At 47.7% G+C, this 15,921-nt stretch carries 17 protein-coding genes and 1 tRNA gene; 15 read left to right on the forward strand and 3 right to left on the reverse strand.

Annotated elements, in window-relative coordinates:
* The first annotated feature begins 44 nt into the window (after positions 1–44).
* The 5 genes from AC1RKC_RS12645 (at position 45) to AC1RKC_RS12665 (ending at position 4,315) form a co-directional block, all read left to right on the forward strand.
* A complete protein-coding gene (locus tag AC1RKC_RS12645; protein ID WP_493092583.1) occupies positions 45–1,391 on the forward strand; it encodes an esterase-like activity of phytase family protein in 1,347 nt (448 codons plus the stop codon).
* Between the two features lie 102 nt (positions 1,392–1,493).
* Positions 1,494–1,588, forward strand: a tRNA-Sec gene (locus tag AC1RKC_RS12650).
* A 162-nt stretch (positions 1,589–1,750) separates the two neighbouring features.
* On the forward strand, positions 1,751–2,926 hold the full coding sequence (locus tag AC1RKC_RS12655) for a tyrosine-type recombinase/integrase (RefSeq protein WP_493092582.1): 1,176 nt from the start codon (positions 1,751–1,753) through the stop codon (positions 2,924–2,926).
* Positions 2,927–2,929: 3 nt separating this feature from the next.
* Positions 2,930–3,952: a GAF domain-containing protein gene (locus tag AC1RKC_RS12660; protein ID WP_493092581.1), complete on the forward strand. Its 1,023-nt coding sequence runs from the start codon at positions 2,930–2,932 to the stop codon at positions 3,950–3,952.
* A gap of 138 nt (positions 3,953–4,090) precedes the next feature.
* Entirely contained in the window at positions 4,091–4,315 is a 225-nt protein-coding gene (locus tag AC1RKC_RS12665; protein ID WP_493092580.1) for a hypothetical protein, read from the forward strand.
* Between the two features lie 554 nt (positions 4,316–4,869).
* Here the strand turns inward: AC1RKC_RS12665 and AC1RKC_RS12670 are convergent.
* Positions 4,870–5,109, reverse strand: coding sequence for an ogr/Delta-like zinc finger family protein (locus AC1RKC_RS12670; RefSeq protein ID WP_241921788.1), 240 nt, complete (start codon positions 5,107–5,109; stop codon positions 4,870–4,872).
* Complete coding sequence (locus AC1RKC_RS12675; RefSeq protein ID WP_493092579.1) at positions 5,106–5,828, reverse strand: NAD-dependent aldehyde dehydrogenase; 723 nt, start codon at positions 5,826–5,828, stop codon at positions 5,106–5,108. Before AC1RKC_RS12675 ends, AC1RKC_RS12670 begins: the two co-directional genes overlap by 4 nt.
* A gap of 555 nt (positions 5,829–6,383) precedes the next feature.
* Between AC1RKC_RS12675 and AC1RKC_RS12680 the strand changes: the two genes are divergently transcribed.
* The 10 genes from AC1RKC_RS12680 to AC1RKC_RS12725 all read left to right on the forward strand — a co-directional run bounded on the left by AC1RKC_RS12680 (position 6,384) and on the right by AC1RKC_RS12725 (position 14,637).
* Positions 6,384–6,644 (forward strand): helix-turn-helix transcriptional regulator, encoded by a 261-nt coding sequence (locus tag AC1RKC_RS12680; protein WP_493092578.1) that lies wholly within the window; start codon positions 6,384–6,386, stop codon positions 6,642–6,644.
* On the forward strand, positions 6,641–6,889 hold the full coding sequence (locus tag AC1RKC_RS12685) for a hypothetical protein (RefSeq protein WP_161739810.1): 249 nt from the start codon (positions 6,641–6,643) through the stop codon (positions 6,887–6,889). The genes AC1RKC_RS12680 and AC1RKC_RS12685 overlap by 4 nt, the downstream gene beginning before the upstream one ends.
* 5 nt (positions 6,890–6,894) lie before the next feature.
* Entirely contained in the window at positions 6,895–7,440 is a 546-nt protein-coding gene (locus tag AC1RKC_RS12690; protein WP_493092577.1) for a host cell division inhibitor Icd-like protein, read from the forward strand.
* Entirely contained in the window at positions 7,437–7,700 is a 264-nt protein-coding gene (locus AC1RKC_RS12695; protein WP_493092576.1) for a hypothetical protein, read from the forward strand. The genes AC1RKC_RS12690 and AC1RKC_RS12695 overlap by 4 nt, the downstream gene beginning before the upstream one ends.
* Entirely contained in the window at positions 7,697–8,038 is a 342-nt protein-coding gene (locus tag AC1RKC_RS12700; RefSeq protein WP_202673236.1) for a DUF5375 family protein, read from the forward strand. The genes AC1RKC_RS12695 and AC1RKC_RS12700 overlap by 4 nt, the downstream gene beginning before the upstream one ends.
* A 10-nt stretch (positions 8,039–8,048) precedes the next feature.
* Positions 8,049–10,373, forward strand: coding sequence for a primase-helicase zinc-binding domain-containing protein (locus tag AC1RKC_RS12705; RefSeq protein WP_493092575.1), 2,325 nt, complete (start codon positions 8,049–8,051; stop codon positions 10,371–10,373).
* A 398-nt stretch (positions 10,374–10,771) separates the two neighbouring features.
* Positions 10,772–11,596, forward strand: coding sequence for a phosphoribosyltransferase-like protein (locus tag AC1RKC_RS12710; RefSeq protein WP_493092574.1), 825 nt, complete (start codon positions 10,772–10,774; stop codon positions 11,594–11,596).
* Positions 11,593–11,952, forward strand: coding sequence for a hypothetical protein (locus AC1RKC_RS12715; protein ID WP_493092573.1), 360 nt, complete (start codon positions 11,593–11,595; stop codon positions 11,950–11,952). Before AC1RKC_RS12710 ends, AC1RKC_RS12715 begins: the two co-directional genes overlap by 4 nt.
* 270 nt (positions 11,953–12,222) lie before the next feature.
* Positions 12,223–13,248 (forward strand): reverse transcriptase family protein, encoded by a 1,026-nt coding sequence (locus tag AC1RKC_RS12720; protein ID WP_493092572.1) that lies wholly within the window; start codon positions 12,223–12,225, stop codon positions 13,246–13,248.
* A 633-nt stretch (positions 13,249–13,881) separates the two neighbouring features.
* Positions 13,882–14,637, forward strand: coding sequence for a nucleotidyltransferase domain-containing protein (locus tag AC1RKC_RS12725; protein ID WP_261440304.1), 756 nt, complete (start codon positions 13,882–13,884; stop codon positions 14,635–14,637).
* Positions 14,638–15,235: 598 nt separating this feature from the next.
* Here the strand turns inward: AC1RKC_RS12725 and AC1RKC_RS12730 are convergent.
* The gene (locus AC1RKC_RS12730) at positions 15,236–15,820 is read right to left on the reverse strand and encodes a histidine phosphatase family protein (RefSeq protein ID WP_115057932.1); all 585 of its coding nucleotides are present in this window, start codon (positions 15,818–15,820) and stop codon (positions 15,236–15,238) included.
* Positions 15,821–15,921: the final 101 nt, after the last annotated feature.

Genomic DNA, 15,921 nt, shown 5'->3' on the forward strand with positions numbered 1-15,921 from the left:
TTGCTTTTACTTCTGGGCGATAACAACAAAAAGGGAACCATGACATGCACATCACCAAAACTCGTCTGGCGCTGTTGGCTGGCTGTATGGCGCTGAGCGGTAACCTGTGGGCTGACGCCCAACCGGTGTCTGCGACGCTGGCCGGGCATGCGATACTGGCGGTAAAATCCAGTATTGCGGCGCCACAGGATGCTCCCACCGATTTGCAACAAAGCGGTAAGTACACCAGCGGCAAACGCGTGACGGAACTGGGCAGCGTGGCGGGAAAATCCGCCGATCGCATGACCGGTATCGGCCTGCCGATCGCGGGCCAACCCCTTCAGGGCCATTCCGGTATCAAGCACATGCCTGACGGCACCTACTGGGTGTTGACCGACAACGGCTTCGGCAGCAAAGCCAACTCACCGGATGCGATGCTGTACCTCAATCACTACAAAATCGACTTTGATAACGGCACGGTGACGCCGCTGAAAACGGTATTCCTGCACGATCCTGACCAGAAAGTGCCGTTCCATATCGTCAATGAGAGCACCGACCAGCGTTACCTGACCGGTAGCGACTTCGACCCGGAAAGCTTCCAGTTCGCCGACAATGCCCTGTGGATCGGCGATGAATTCGGCCCTTACCTGATCAAGGCCGATCTGGACGGTAAGGTGTTGGCGGTGTTCGACACCAAGGTGGACGGCAAGGTAGTCAAATCGCCGGATAACCCGACGCTGACCCTACCGGGTGCACCGGATGGCAAACAGAACTTCCAGGTAGCGCGTTCCAAGGGTTTTGAGGGCATGGCGGCATCGCCGGACGGCAGCAAGCTGTACCCGTTGCTTGAGGGCGCGCTGTGGGATGGCGAAAAGTTTGAAAACCGCGATGGAAAACGTTACCTGCGGGTGCTGGAATTTGACGTGAAACAGCAGGCCTGGACTGGCCGCAGCTGGCAGTACATGCTGGAAGACAACCAGAACGCCATCGGCGATTTCAATATGATCGACGCTACCCATGGCCTGGTGATTGAGCGTGATAATGGCGAAGGTACGCCGGACAAAGCTTGTGCGGCGGGTGCGCCAACCGACAACTGCTTCAGCCAGGTGGCGAAGTTCAAGCGGGTATATAAAATCGCTTTTTCTGATGCCAACGTCGGCAAACCGGTCGATAAACTGGCTTATATCGACCTGTTGAACATTCAGGACCCGAACAAGTTGGCGCGCAAACCGCTGAACAACGGTGTGCTGACCTTCCCGTTCTTCACCATTGAAAACGTCGACGTGGTGGACGGCAGTCATATTATTGTCGGTAACGACAATAACTTCCCGTTCTCCTCCAGCCGCCAGCCGAACGTGGCGGATGACAATGAATTTATCCTGCTGGACGTCAAAGATCTGTTGAAGCCGTAATTCTGCCGGCCTCCGGTATTTTTGCCGGGGGCCGCCGCTATTTCCCTCTTAGCGCTAAGGATAAACTGCGCTATAATCAGGCTCTTGCTTCTGACTCCCGAAGGAAGATCCTCGTCCCCGGTGGGGCGGCCGGACTTCAAATCCGGTTGGGGCCGCCAGCGGTCCTGGGCAGGTTCGACTCCTGTGATCTTCCGCCAAAGCTTGTCCGAATACCTCCCGATAAATCCAAAAAACACCAATAAAACCAATGGTTACTGTGAGTTTCTGTCCGAGGGTGTCCGAGAGTTTCTCTCTAAATCCGTGAAAAATGTGTATACTGATGGGTATAGATTTTGACTATACATCTTTGAGCTATACACATGCCGCTAACTGACTTACAAATCCGCCGTGCCAAACCCCAAGAGAAAGCCTATACACTCAACGACGGCCAAGGCCTTTCACTCCTGATCGAACCCAGTGGCAGTAAAGGTTGGCGTTTTCGCTATCGCTATGCCGGTAAGGCTAGGCTGATGTCATTTGGCACCTATGACTTAGTTTCCCTTGCTGAAGCGCGTTCAAAGCGTGAGGTAGCGCGTAAGCAGGTTTCTGAAGGGATTGATCCAGGTGAAGTGAAAAAGGCTGCAAAGCTGGCCCAGAAACTCTCCGCCGAGAACTCATTTGAAGTTATCAGCCGTGAATGGCATACGGCCAAGGCAGATCGCTGGTCACTCGGCTATCGTGGGGAAATCATGAGCACCTTTGAGGCTGATGTTTTCCCCTATATCGGCAAGCGGCCGATCTCTGAAATTAAGCCCTTGGAGCTTTTAGAGGTGCTTCGGCGCATTGAGAAGAGGGGAGCGCTAGAGAAAACCCGCAAAGTGCGTCAGCGGTGCGGAGAAGTGTTCCGCTATGCGATTATCACCGGCAGGGCGGAGTACAACCCTGCTCCAGATCTCGCCAGTGCATTGGCTGTTCCAAAGCAACAACACCATCCGTTCCTTTCAGCAGAGGAGCTGCCTTACTTCGTAAAAGATTTAGAAGGCTATACCGGCAGTATTATTACCAAGAACGCCGCCAAAATCGTGATGCTGACCGGTGTGCGTACACAAGAAATGCGCTTTGCTACTTGGGAAGAAATCGATTTTGAGAGGGCAATCTGGGAGGTTCCTGCCGAACGTATGAAAATGCGACGCCCCCATGTTGTGCCGTTATCCACGCAGGTTATGGAGTTGTTCAAACAGCTACAGCCGATCACTGGTCACTACCCTTATATTTTTATTGGACGCAACAACCGCAGAAAACCTATAAGTAAGGAAAGTGTGAATCAGGTAATTGAGCTACTAGGATATAAGGGACGTGCTACTGGTCACGGTTTTAGACACACGATGTCTACTATCCTACATGAGCATGGGTTTGATAGTGCTTGGATCGAGATGCAGCTTGCGCATGTGGATAAGAATAGTATCCGAGGGACATATAACCACGCTCAATACCTTGAGAAACGTAGGGAGATGTTGCAGTGGTATGCTAACTATATTTTAATATGTAAGGTATAATGTATGGAATTTAACGATGTTCACGAAATAATCAAAAGGAATAATTATAAAAGCACTAGTTTCTCCAGTTATTTTGTGAGTTTCTTTTCTATCTGGAACGCATTTATAATTCCGATACTGCTTGGTATAGGAATATCTTATATATTCCAATTTAAAGGCGAGTTAATTGATTTGCCTAGCTATTTTATTGGTTTTTATATCTTTCTTTTTACTTTGCACGTAATTATTAGCATTTCATTTATGTACCTAGATAAGAAGGAGGATACAAGCCTTCACTTGTCAGAAATGATAGTGAAATATAATAAATTAGCTAATGATTATAAAGGGTTAACTAGTCGCTCAATTGACCAAAGTGAGTTGCATCAAACCCAAAAGGCAGTTATTCATTTCACCACCTTGCTGATAATGAATAAATTGAGTGAAATGGCGAAAAGAACCCAGTCAAAAGAGCTAACTCAGAAAGCGGTAGTGAGTGATGCGGCTACTTTCTTTAAGACAGTTTTAGGTTTCCTATCAGCTAAAAGAGAAGTACTTTTTAGTTACAAAAGTGAGAGTAAATTTAATATTGCTTTATATCTTTATGATGCACCGAGTGATTTACTAAGCGTGCGAGCAAGAATATGTGATGACAGGTTACAAAAGCGTAACCGAAAATGGAAAAGTGGTTTTGGACACGTGGGACTTACTCACTTACATAAAGAAATGAAAATTTGTCCTGATATCACAAAAAGCTCAGAACTTAATAGTGATGATGAAAGTGATAATATTAACTATAGATCTTTTCTATCTGTGCCAATAATGTCTCCTGATACCAGTTTAATAAATGATAAATGCTTGGGCGTGTTAGTGCTAACTAGCGCAGATGCTAATCAATTTAAAATTGATAGAGATGGTGATTTTTTACTTACCTTTAGCTATTTATTGACAATTTATATAGATAGCATATTTAAAGTCTTTATTCATGACGCCATCGATGCCTCGACTATGCCTGATAAGGAGGAAGTGGCAGATGATCATGATAAGTAAAATATATAGTTTATGATGAATGTATTATAATTTTCAAAATGCCACTATTTGCTAGTTGTTGACGAATTGGGTTAGTGGAACATATACTTAAAGTATCAAGAGTGTTGAAGAAAGATACTTGATAGGTGGAGGTGAAAAATGAACAATAAAACCAAATACTTAGAGATGATGCGCCCTAAAGGGAATTTAATGGATGGATACACAGTAAGCAATCGATTTGATAGGACTTTTGCTCAACAAGCCTCTGAGCAAAATCAGACTAGTACTGAAGAAATGATGAATATATGGATTAATAAGAATGTTGATCGTGACAAGAGGTCTATAACTCAAGGTTTAAGTCTGCCAAAATTAATAAAAACATAAGTCATTAAAGAATGCTGCAGTAATGCTGCATTCTACTTTTTTTAAGTTAATAATTGTTGGATCTGATGTTGTTATTTTTTAACCTATACAGTTTTCATATCTTTTATATATTGATGTGTGGTATAAAGTAATAATATTTCTCTTTAACGAGTGATGTATGTGCTTGTGTAAAGGCAGAGAGAATATAAGCAGAGTCGGCTTATTCAACAACACTAAGACAATGCCAAAATTCTATTTAGATATCTAAATAAATAAACGTCCGATGGGCACTCTGTAAAATTGAGTAGAAATAATTAAACACGCCCGCGCGCAATGCTATCCCCGCCTCGCCTGCCCGCTTTATGTATCGCATTTCATGCAGTTGCATGCAGGGCTTCAAGCCGCGCCAGCACTGGGGCGAGATAGGCTAAACACACGCATTATACGCATGCAAAATCATGCACTCTATGCATGCACGCACAGTTTGAGACAGGCTAGCCAGAAAAAAGGCTGATTTCGGGAGAGCGCTGGAAAGCAAAAAACCGCATCCTGGTGGAAGATGCGGGGATGGTTAATCAGTGCAGGTGATTATTGTTGCCGTAACGGTTTAACGTTCGGCGTTCCGGTGGAGGCGGTGCCGGAATAGTTTCCGGTGGCAAGGGCCGCTGAATAACATGCTCAATACTTTCCCGCGTTTTAAAGGTGCTGGAACAGTCGATATTCTGGCACTGGTAATACGCCTCTTTGGTCTGTTCGGTTAAATACCGGCTGGTGCGGGTATGTGAACCACTGCGGCAAAAGGGACAACGCATCATGATTTAATCCCCCGTTCCTTGAAACGCTTGCGTTTTTCCGCCACTTCCGCCGCTATCCGCATGCGCTTGATCAAGTTAGTGCGCAGTTCCGGCAATACCCCCGTTTCCTCGGGCTGTGCCAGTCCGATTTCGCTCAGCACCGGATGCTCAATATTCTTTTGCGCCATAGCTGCACTGATATGGGCATTCAGCCCCCCCAGTATGCGCTGTTCAATGACGTCCATCGGGTTATCGTGGTAAACGCTGTAGGCTTTCTTTGCCAGGGAGCAGGCATTGACAACATCGGCGGTCAGAAGCACTTTCCCAAGGGCATCCGCTGCCTGGGTCATCGCGTGCTCGGCAAAGGCGTTCAAAGCCTCTCGGTGCGCGTCGACCAGCTTGGGGGCCGTCGTTCCACAGCAAAGGTGGAGGTACATTTTATCCACCTCCATTTCTTCAATCAGGCCGTCAAACTCTTTGGTCAGTTCCCGCTTGGAGATCCGGCTGTGGTGCTGCGCTTGCAGCTCCGGGGTCATTTCCCCACGCAGTTTACGGAACAGGGTACGCCACTGGCTTTCCGCTTCGAGACTTTCCACCTCGGTGTCTTTCTTCTGTTGATGGCAACGGGCGATGCCTGTCACGACCTCCGTTAACTCCTGGGCATTTTTGTCGTGGGCGGCGCGGGCATCACGCAGCGCTTGCAGCTTTTCAGTGATGGACTTGGGTAGCGTGGTACTCATTGTGGTATCTCCGGTGTTCGTCAATGTGTCGCCATTCTGTTGATAACCGCACAACATCGCTATCAATGCCCGTTGGATCACCGGCAGGACAACACCCCATGAAATTGCCCAGAAAACCATCACCGAGATTTTAGTTTTTATATAAACTATTCACTACTGTTCACTTTAATAAAAAATAGAGTTAAATCAGTAAGTAAAGCAGTGAACAGTTGACTTAAAACTCATCACTCACTGTTCACTACTGTTCACCCTGCCCAAAATTGACCTTTTTTCTGGCTAGCCATATAACCCGCTTTTAATCACATTTTTATCTATCAGATAATAGTTATGCTGAATTTTGTAATAAGTAATTTTGGCTGAGTGGGTCAATAGAAGGCAATAATGGGCAATATAAGCCAATAGATAAAATTGTCTGTTTTACAATCAGTTATAGCTCACTACCACACAACAAGCCCTTGTTGCCATCATGAAAAATATTCACATAATAGGGCGCTACCACACGAGTCCACACAGTCCCGGTGAGTCACCACCGGATATAAACGAGGTAGCATAACCATGCTTGCAGTTGCCACACCGCCCCGTTCTACCCCCGCGCCAACCCTGACCGATCCCACGCCCCGCGATCGCTTTATGCGCCTGCCGGAAGTGCTCTATACCACCGGCCTTTCCCGCTCCACCGTGTATGAAATGATTGGGCGTTCACAGTTCCCGAGCCAAATCTCCCTGGGCGGTAAGAATGTTGCCTGGCTTGAGTCTGAGGTTGAAGAGTGGATGGCTGAACGCATCGCCAACCGTCACCCGGAGGCCGTAGCATGATGCTCCTGACGCTCGGCCAACAAACCTTCAGCCTGGATCACAGCGATGCCCTGTTTGTGGCAGAAGCTATCCTGATGCTGCGCAAGAACCCTAAAATGGCCCTGTCTGAACGCCACAGCGCCCAGCACGGCGTGATTGCCCTTACTTGCCAGGGGCCATCGATTTACCACCGGCCCCAAGTGCGCCATGTACCGCTTTCCAATGCCGCCGACAGCTACAAAACCTCTGTTTTAACAGACTGTTGATCACTATGCGATCGATTGAATATCCGTATGCGTTTTCCGGCTTGCCCTGGCGGCAAGCCCTACGTTATAGTCCTTGCGCTGTCGCACAATCGACAGCCGGGCGTAGGAACCCGTGTTACTCAATGGCGACACAACACGCGCCTAGCGTGTTTTTTTATGTCGTGGCCTTAGCGCGCTCATTTTTTGCACAGTGGTTTTTATGCTACTGTAGCGATCAAACAATGGTGGCTCAGGCGGGGCAGCCTTCGGGCTGGCCGGTATCCATTGAGGCCGGTATTCCTACCCCCGTCTGGGCTACCACCCATAAGTGTAGGAACTTCGGTGGTAGCGATAACCATTACTCAATGGAGGCTGCCACCATGGCTACTATCCTCACCCCGTCACACCCGCAATTTGTCTTCCTGTTTGCTGCCGTGCGCCGCAACACCACCACATTACAGCCCTGCATGCTGCGCACCGTTGCCACCTGTGAGCACGCCGCCCGCCGCGCCCTGGTACGTGATTACGTGCTGTCCTTCGCAGGCCGTCTGCCTGTCGCGGAGGTGGCATGAATACCCTGGCCGCCCGTTTCTATAGCGATACACACTACCCGATCCCACATGCCGATTTCCTGCGCTTGCAGCATGCGCATTCTGTCGGGGTGTTGTTCCTCGATATGCTCGATCAGATGAACTGCTGCGGTCAACGCCCGGACAGCTTCCAACAAGATGCTCTGGCTTCAGTGGTGGCAGTACTGACCGACCAACTCGGACAGGTGGTCACCACCTGCGAATCCCATATCAATGACAACCTGGAGGCGACCGCCGCATGAACACACTCAATCAATCCTGCCTGCCTATTGAAGTGCGTACAGCGGTGTATCGCCGTGCGGTGGCACAAGCCTATCTCGATACCTGCGCCTTTTATGGGCTTAGCCTCGGTTACTCGCTGGATGAATTGCAAATGACCATCGCCATGCAGTTGGAAGGCTACTTTGTTGGTCAGCATGGCCCGGAAGAGGGTATGGACATGGCGTGTGCCATGTTGGGGGATATGGTGCAGCCGGATATCCTGGTCGCTCCTCCCCGCCTGACGCCGTTAGGGCAAAAGATGATGGACGAACTGTGCTGTGACCAGCTCGCCGCCACCACTAACACGACCGTGCATTGAGGGGGCGACGATGACGCTATTAAACGTTTCACACACCTCACGTGCAGCAACCGGCCAATGGCCGGTATTACTTCCTGCCCTGGGCATTCACATCACCGCCGGGGGCCGGGCACAGCCTTGCCCGGTATGCGGCGGTAAAGACCGTTTTCGCTTCGACAACCAGCAAGGGCGCGGAACCTGGTTCTGCAACCAGTGCGGCGGCGGGGATGGCCTGTCACTGGTCGAAAAGGCGCTGGCGGTGACCACCAAAGAGGCCGCCAGCAAGGTGGCCGGGGTATTGGGCAACACCTCATACGCCCCGTTACCGGTGCCGGATAGCCAACAGGATAAAACCCAGGCCCGGCAACAGGCCGCCGAACAGGCCCGCCAACTGCTGGCCGCTGCCGTCCCCCAGGCAGGCAATGCCTACCTGATCCGCAAAGGCTGGCCAGATGTGTCCCCCCTGACCTTACAGGGTAAGCCCCTGCGCGTGGGCGGTATCACCTACCAACCCGGTGACCTGCTGTTACCGCTGACCAATGCCGCCGGGGAGGTGGTTAACGTCCAGTTGATCAACACAGCAGGCGACAAGCGCACCCTGGCCGGAGGGCAGGTCAAAGATGCCTGCCATTCTCTGGCCGGGCCGGATCACGCGGTGATCTGGTTAACGGAAGGCTACGCCACCGGGCTGACCGTGCATCAACTGACCGGGGAAAGCGTCTGTATTGCGCTCAGTGCCAATAACCTGCCCGCCCTGGCGCAACAGTTGCGCGCACAATACCCGGATGCATTGCTGCTGCTGGCCGCCGACAATGACGAGAACGGCACCGGCCAAACCCGCGCCGCCGAGGCCGCCCAACTGACCGGCGCTACACTGGCATTACCGCCAATGATCGGTGATTGGAACGATCTCTATCAGCAACAGGGCAAACTCCCTACCCTGGCACAGTTGCAGGCCTTTAACCCACCGCAGCACCCTAGCCCGTTCGACACCCTCAGCGATGCCGACCTGAAAGCCATGAGCGCCAGTGAGAAAGCCGCACTGCTGGCCGAACATTACCAGCACTTGCTGGCGGTGCCGCCGGTGGGGGAAGATCTGTGCCGCTACGAGAACGGCGCATGGCAGGTATTGCCTTACCGGGTACTCAGCCGGGAAATTGCCGCCCTGTTCCAGAAAATCCGCGCCCCGTTCTCCGCCTCGGGGATCGGCAGCGTCCTGGATACGCTTAAACTGATGGTGCCGCAGATGGGTACCCCGGCCCGCCAGTTGATCGGCTTTCGTAATGGCGTGTTTGATACCGTCACCGGCCAGTTTAGCGCCCACCAGAAAACCCACTGGCTGCGCACCGTGAACAGCGTGGATTACACGCCACCCAAGGCCGGGGAAAATCTGGCCGACCACGCGCCGCACTTCTGGCGCTGGCTGACGCGGGCCGCCGGACAGCAACCCGACAAACGGGAACGTATTCTCGCGGCGCTCTTTATGGTGCTGGCAAACCGCTATGACTGGCAGATGTTCCTGGAAGTGACCGGGCCGGGTGGCAGCGGTAAAAGCGTAATGGCATCAATCGCCAGCCTGCTGGCGGGGAAAGACAACACCACCTCGGCCTCTATCGATACGCTGGAATCCTCGCGGGATCGGGCCTCGGTGGTCGGGTTCTCGCTGATAATCCTGCCTGACCAGGAGAAATGGAGCGGTGACGGGGCAGGCATCAAGGCGATCACCGGCGGTGATGCCGTCGCCATCGATCCGAAATACCGTGATGGCTACTCCACCCACATTCCGGCGGTGATCCTGGCGGTGAACAACAACCCGATGCAGTTCAGTGACCGCAGCGGGGGTGTATCCCGTCGCCGGGTGATCCTGCCATTCCCAGAGGTGATACCGACCCATGAGCGCGATCCGCAGCTCCTGACCAAAATCACCGGCGAACTGGCGGTGATTGTACGCCACCTGATGCAACGCTTTGCCAACCCGAACGATGCCCGCGACCTGCTCCAGGCGCAGCAACATTCGGATGAAGCGCTGGAGATCAAACGCAGTGCCGATCCGCTGGTTGATTTTTGCGGCTACCTGCTGGAAGAGAGTGAACCCCACGGCCTGTATATGGGGAACGCCAATATTGTGCCCGCCAACCCGCGCAAGTATCTGTATCACGCTTACCTCTCTTACATGGAGGCGCGAGGGCACAAATACCCGTTGAATCTGACGGCGTTCGGGCGGGCCATCCCGCAGACCTTGCGCGAATACGAGATCAGCTTGCTTAAGCGCAAGACCAACCAGGGGATACAGACCAACCTGGTACTGAGTGAGGATTGTGAGGCCGATTGGTTACCCAAGTGTGAAGCCCACTGAGTGAACGCGGTCATGATCGTTTTCACCGATCAATACGCGGCTATTGATCTGCCGAACCCATTGGACGCTGCCGCAGTGAGGCATTTATAGTTTCAGGCTATAAACCGCATGCAATCCAACACCAGGGAAAATGTATCGGTTATCCTTCCGGCCCGCTTGCGGGCTGTTCGCTACCCCCTTTCACTACAACGGCAAAACCGGCTCCGGCCGGTTTTTTTGTACTTGCCAATCTCTACGGTTAACGCTGAAGTGAAAAGCTGTGTACGGTTCCTCGATAATTAATTCCCTGTAATACCATGATTTTTACTATGATAGAGTTATATACTTATGATATACCTTTTACATTGTAGTGTTAAACTGAGCATTGTCAGTCTATGAAAAGGAATGTTTTCAGGATTATGCTTGAGCTTACAAGTAAACAACCATGGTTGCATGATAAGTCTCAAGCTTTAGAAGAATTATTATTTGAAGAGTGCCAAGATGATGAAACAAGAGAGCTGTTAATTGATCTCATTAACAGGTTTGAGTTCCTTGATAATAACAGATATCAATTTCTGATGCGAAAAATCGCGTTAGATATTGTAACGGAACCTCAGCTGCATGAGCAGTCAACATTAATATCCGCTATGAGTATTGGAAGTGGTGTTGATAGCGGACAAGCAATTATATATTCATTGAAATTATTTTTACAAGAACTTAACTGGACTAATCATAAGTTAATAAATGATGCAATGCAAGCATATAAAACATTTAAAAATAACGCCCCTCTAAAAGATATTATCATAGTAGATGAGTTTGTTGGTTCAGGTAAGACAGTGATCGACCGAGTTAATACCATTAAGCGACAATTCTCAATTGCGAGAAATGATGACTTTACTATTAAAGTTAAGGTTCTTGCAGCCACTGAAAAAGGGATTTCCAATGTATTAGCTGAAGGTATTGATATCACATCTGAAATAAAAATAAAAAAAGGAATTAGTGATTATTATACAGGTGAAGAGGCAAAGGAAATGAGAGGCTTAATGTTAGCGATGGAAAACATACTCTCGAAAGAATATAAAGGTCGGAATATGCCGACAATGGGGTATGGAGAAGCGGAGGCATTATATTATAGAAAGGACATAAACCTACCAAATAGTGTATTCCCAATATTTTGGTGGGCTGAGTACTTAAATAAAAGCGCTAGGAAGACATTGTTATTTAGAGCTATGGGAGATGCATGATGAAAGGGAAAAATAAAATAAAATTTATCATTATGAAAATATTATTTTCAGCAAGTATTAATAAAGTAGATAGCTTCTCTGTGTTCAAGAGAACAAGAGTTTCCTTTTCTTTATTTTCTAAAAATCTAAACGAGTTAAAAGAGAGTGGATATATTAATATTGACGGAATTATTTTAAGTATTACAGGTTCAGGACGTGAGTATGTACTATTGAATCATAACTATTATGAACCTGCCAATAGAGATTGGAGGAAAGTTCCAGCATCAATGTTAGGATCAAAACTTGATCTAAATTATAAATATGTTCCAAGTATAAGATTATTGGATAAAAAACTTAAGACAATACTTGACAAGTAATGGAGCATTTGGAATGATGATGAAATGGCTTACAGAAGCTAGTATGTTAGAGTGGAGTCGCTCTCATGATTAGGTCCGGGTTAACCCAGTTCATGGGAATTGCAAAATTCCGCAATTCCCATGATAGTGATAATAAAACCTCGCAGCGAACGTTTTCGCTGCTCGCTTTTATTATCTGGATTGAATCAGCAAATTTTTGCGTTTTCGCAAAATTTTGCCGCTTCAATCCACAGGCTAAAGTATTGAAGGTATCTTCTGTAAGCCATTATTATGAAAAACAATAAAATCAAATCCTGGATAGATTTTTTTGCTGACCGTGGCGTGTCTAACGAACAAGCAAATCTTTACATTCAATATATATCCGGATTGTTAGATTCAAATTCTCCAATCATTTTTGAAAAACAACATTTATCTCATCTTATAGGTATCGATGAAACGACACTTGATCGAATGATCTCCTCATCTAAAGATTTCTATAGGGAGTTTAATATACCAAAGAAAAAAGGTGGAATGAGAAAAATCGCATCACCTTATCCATCATTGTTAATGTGTCAGAAATGGATTTATAAAAATATTTTACTCAATGATAAACCTCATGATGCATGTCATGGTTTTACACCCGCAAAGTCCATCATCACAAATGCCTCTATCCACTTGAATAAGCCTTGTTTGCTTAAAATGGATTTAAAAGATTTTTTCCCATCCATACCTATAAATTGGGTTATTAATTACTTTAAGCATCTAGGCTATACAAATAATGTTTCATTTTATCTAGCCTCTCTATGTTGTTACGACAGAAAATTGGCTCAGGGTGCTTCTACAAGTCCTTATCTCTCCAATCTATTACTTAAAGGACTGGATAATAGATTAAATAATTTGAGTAAAAAGTATCAACTTTCGTACTCTCGTTATGCTGATGATATGTGTTTTTCAGGAAGCTATATACCTAATAAGATTATAGGAGTAATCACAGAGATAATAAAAAAATTTGGTCTAAGTATTAACGAAGAGAAAACTTCATTGTTAATCAACTCTAATAAAAAAATAATAACAGGACTTTCAGTTTCAGGCCAGCAATTATCATTACCTAGAGAATACAAAAGAAAATTAAAAAATGAGTTACATTTTATTATGAAGTATGGATATATATCACACATTACTCAACAAAAAATCAAAGACCCAAACTATTTATTTTCCATTCTCGGACGTGTAGGTTTTTGGCTCCAAGTAGAACCCAATAATGAGTTGGCTATAAGTAGCAGAGACTACTTACTTTCTATTTTGAAAAGTAACTAGTTGATTTTTATGAATAGTTAAGTAGTTTCACGTAACTTATAAAGTTAACCATTGATTTTATTCTTACTAATCGCTATTGGTCATAAAGGTTGGTACACATAATAAGTCCGGCGACACTTATTTTCAATAATCACAATAAACTAATCATTTTTTTCGGGCTAATCCTAGAGCTAGTAGAAAGTGAAGCGCACGCCTGAATATACATAACGCCAACATTACCCAGCCAACCTGGACATCATGCTTACCTCTCATATATGCAAACTCAAGGGCACTAATACCCATTGAGTCTGAGGGCGTTGGAGTTGGCTGCTACTGTTCACGTTGAAGTGAACAGTAGTGCATAGTTCCTAGTTAACTAATCACTATATAAAGTACTGATTTTTGTATAAAAAACTCAAAAGTGAACAGTGTGAACAGTTTTTCTATAAATCTTTTTTACTGTGAGAGTGAGGGCTAGCAACGATTTTAGTTGGGTATAATTTGCGCAATACATTTGGAGCTAGACCCATTGTGTATATGTATGTGTATAGATCGCTTTCTTCTTATTATTTAATATGCTTGTTATTCAGTATGTTAGTTGCTGTTTTATCACTCCTGTGATGCTCTCCAGCGTAAACCCCTTCGGAGCAGCCAATGACCTTCTGCCGCGATGGCTTTATCCCCAGGGTAACCGACTTCTCATTGCAGGATGCGTTCACGCCTGTGCTGACAGCGTTGGTCGCAGGCTTGCCGAGCCATTTCCCCGACTTGATCCACTGTATTTATCTCTATGGCAGTGTGGCACGCGGACAAGCGACACCGGGGGAGTCTGATTTGGATATCACCTTGTTGCTGAGTCGGCGGGCTACTGACGCTGAATTGGCGCTTATTGAGCAATGGCGTGAGGATTTCCAGCAACATCAGACGATAGTCAGCAAGGTGGATTTTGATATTGGCACCCTCGATGAAGCGCTAAATCCCGCCAATCGCTATAGCTGGGGCTATTGGTTGAAACACCATTGCCGCTGTCTTTGGGGAAATGACGTTAGCAACGCATTGCCACTGTTCCGGCCAGATCGTCGCATTGCGCGGGCGGTAAATGCCGATCTGCGCACCGTGCTGGAAGATTATGGTGTGAAAATCTCGGGCGGGTCTCGGGTTGCTGAGCTGCAACGACTCAAACGCGAAGCGGCCAGAAAGCTGATCAGAGCAACTAATATGCTGCGTGATCCTGATAGCCTGTTTTGGCCGATAGCGCTTGATGATTATGCCGAGCAATTATTAGCGCGGCATCCTGATAAGGCTTCAGAAATAAATTATCTGCTGGCACATGCTATCAATAACGCTAATGACGCTGAGTTTACCGAGCGAATGATGGACTTTCTTTGTTGGCTTGAACATCAGCAATAAAGCCGCCCCGAAGCGGCGGCTTATAACTTAAGGCTTAGGCGTACTGGGTTAACTTCCAGGTAGCCGCCTTATTATTGTAGGGCGGCATGGTATTACCTTTCGCGATGGGGGCGGTGGTTGATGGTGTGCCCACTACCTTCCAAACGCCGCTTTCCGGGCATTTTTGCCCTGTTGAAGCAGTAGTACCAAGGGGGGATCTGGTCATCATGATCTTTCCTTAATCAGTGCGGCGCTACCCTAGCACCGCTAATAAAGATATTTACAGGTTCCTGTAGATATTCAATCCCATAAGTGAAATACAAGACATTAGTTTGATATTAGTGAATGCTGGAGTTGATTTTTTAAATTTAAAGATATTTAGCCATTGTTTGTTTCGATATATAAATAATTTATATCATTTCCATTGCACTATTTTATTTATATATATGTTGATGAGTAATCTTAATTGATTATTATTAAATGGTTGGGGTGTTTATAAAATAGTCCAATATATAATAAATTAAAATAGCGCAGTGGACTCTCTGAACGCGGCCGTTACCTTTGTCCGTCGTCGTTACCTATCCCGATGCAGAGAGCCAATTGAAACGGGAGCATGGCATTACCCCGCGAAAGGGCAGCTCTCCGCCAACTGAGTCAACCCCTCACGTTCTTGTCGGAATGAAACCTTGCCCTGATCCAGCGTGACCACAAAAATGCTGTCGAAGTCGCTGCCTGGCCATTCGGGCACCAAACTGGCGTCGCCGCCGCGCGCGGCAACGATGTTCTTCACTGCCTTATCGAGATTCTTGTGCTCCCAGGCGATGAAGATGCGCGAGTTTTGGTACTTATCGCTGAGCAGCTCCTGCTGCAGCCCGGCGATGTCATCGGCGTGGAATTGAATGCCGATCGGCAGTCCGACACGTACCGCGGTGGGCATAATGGTCGACAGCGCTCGCAGCGAACTGCCGGTCTTATTCTCTTTGGGCCCGGCGGCAAAGATAAAATCAGGTTTGCCATAGCGGTCCAGTAGCACGTCCGGTAGTGCCAGCGCGCGATTGAGCCCTTTGCAGGTTAACTGCCCGCTGTCGTTGGCGGGTTTCTCCCCGTGCCGCACGAAGATCAGCGTTTCCTGTGCCAGCACGCTTTGGCTGAGCAGCAGCGCCGCTAAACCGCCCAGGATTTTGTTGCCGATTTTGTTAAACATCCTCAACCCTTATGTAATGGCCTGCTGATTTCTGAGCGCTTTTCGTCACGTTACTCGCTATCATAACTGGCGTGACAACAAGGCATGCCGCACTGATGCGG

The sequence above is a fragment of the Serratia sp. GW822-FHT06E05 genome, assembly GCF_058799445.1.

What these genes read in the sequence shown, in the direction of transcription:
- AC1RKC_RS12695 (WP_493092576.1), top strand. Translation starts at nt 7,437, where the DNA reads ATGAATACCCTGGCCGCCCGTTTCTATAGCGATACACACTACCCGATC.
- AC1RKC_RS12700 (WP_202673236.1), top strand. Translation starts at nt 7,697, where the DNA reads ATGAACACACTCAATCAATCCTGCCTGCCTATTGAAGTGCGTACAGCG.
- AC1RKC_RS12680 (WP_493092578.1), top strand. Translation starts at nt 6,384, where the DNA reads ATGCTTGCAGTTGCCACACCGCCCCGTTCTACCCCCGCGCCAACCCTG.
- AC1RKC_RS12720 (WP_493092572.1), top strand. Translation starts at nt 12,223, where the DNA reads ATGAAAAACAATAAAATCAAATCCTGGATAGATTTTTTTGCTGACCGT.
- AC1RKC_RS12660 (WP_493092581.1), top strand. Translation starts at nt 2,930, where the DNA reads ATGGAATTTAACGATGTTCACGAAATAATCAAAAGGAATAATTATAAA.
- AC1RKC_RS12705 (WP_493092575.1), top strand. Translation starts at nt 8,049, where the DNA reads ATGACGCTATTAAACGTTTCACACACCTCACGTGCAGCAACCGGCCAA.
- AC1RKC_RS12730 (WP_115057932.1), bottom strand. Translation starts at nt 15,820, where the DNA reads ATGTTTAACAAAATCGGCAACAAAATCCTGGGCGGTTTAGCGGCGCTG.
- AC1RKC_RS12655 (WP_493092582.1), top strand. Translation starts at nt 1,751, where the DNA reads ATGCCGCTAACTGACTTACAAATCCGCCGTGCCAAACCCCAAGAGAAA.
- AC1RKC_RS12710 (WP_493092574.1), top strand. Translation starts at nt 10,772, where the DNA reads ATGCTTGAGCTTACAAGTAAACAACCATGGTTGCATGATAAGTCTCAA.
- AC1RKC_RS12690 (WP_493092577.1), top strand. Translation starts at nt 6,895, where the DNA reads ATGCGATCGATTGAATATCCGTATGCGTTTTCCGGCTTGCCCTGGCGG.
- AC1RKC_RS12715 (WP_493092573.1), top strand. Translation starts at nt 11,593, where the DNA reads ATGATGAAAGGGAAAAATAAAATAAAATTTATCATTATGAAAATATTA.
- AC1RKC_RS12675 (WP_493092579.1), bottom strand. Translation starts at nt 5,828, where the DNA reads ATGAGTACCACGCTACCCAAGTCCATCACTGAAAAGCTGCAAGCGCTG.
- AC1RKC_RS12665 (WP_493092580.1), top strand. Translation starts at nt 4,091, where the DNA reads ATGAACAATAAAACCAAATACTTAGAGATGATGCGCCCTAAAGGGAAT.
- AC1RKC_RS12645 (WP_493092583.1), top strand. Translation starts at nt 45, where the DNA reads ATGCACATCACCAAAACTCGTCTGGCGCTGTTGGCTGGCTGTATGGCG.
- AC1RKC_RS12685 (WP_161739810.1), top strand. Translation starts at nt 6,641, where the DNA reads ATGATGCTCCTGACGCTCGGCCAACAAACCTTCAGCCTGGATCACAGC.
- AC1RKC_RS12725 (WP_261440304.1), top strand. Translation starts at nt 13,882, where the DNA reads ATGACCTTCTGCCGCGATGGCTTTATCCCCAGGGTAACCGACTTCTCA.
- AC1RKC_RS12670 (WP_241921788.1), bottom strand. Translation starts at nt 5,109, where the DNA reads ATGATGCGTTGTCCCTTTTGCCGCAGTGGTTCACATACCCGCACCAGC.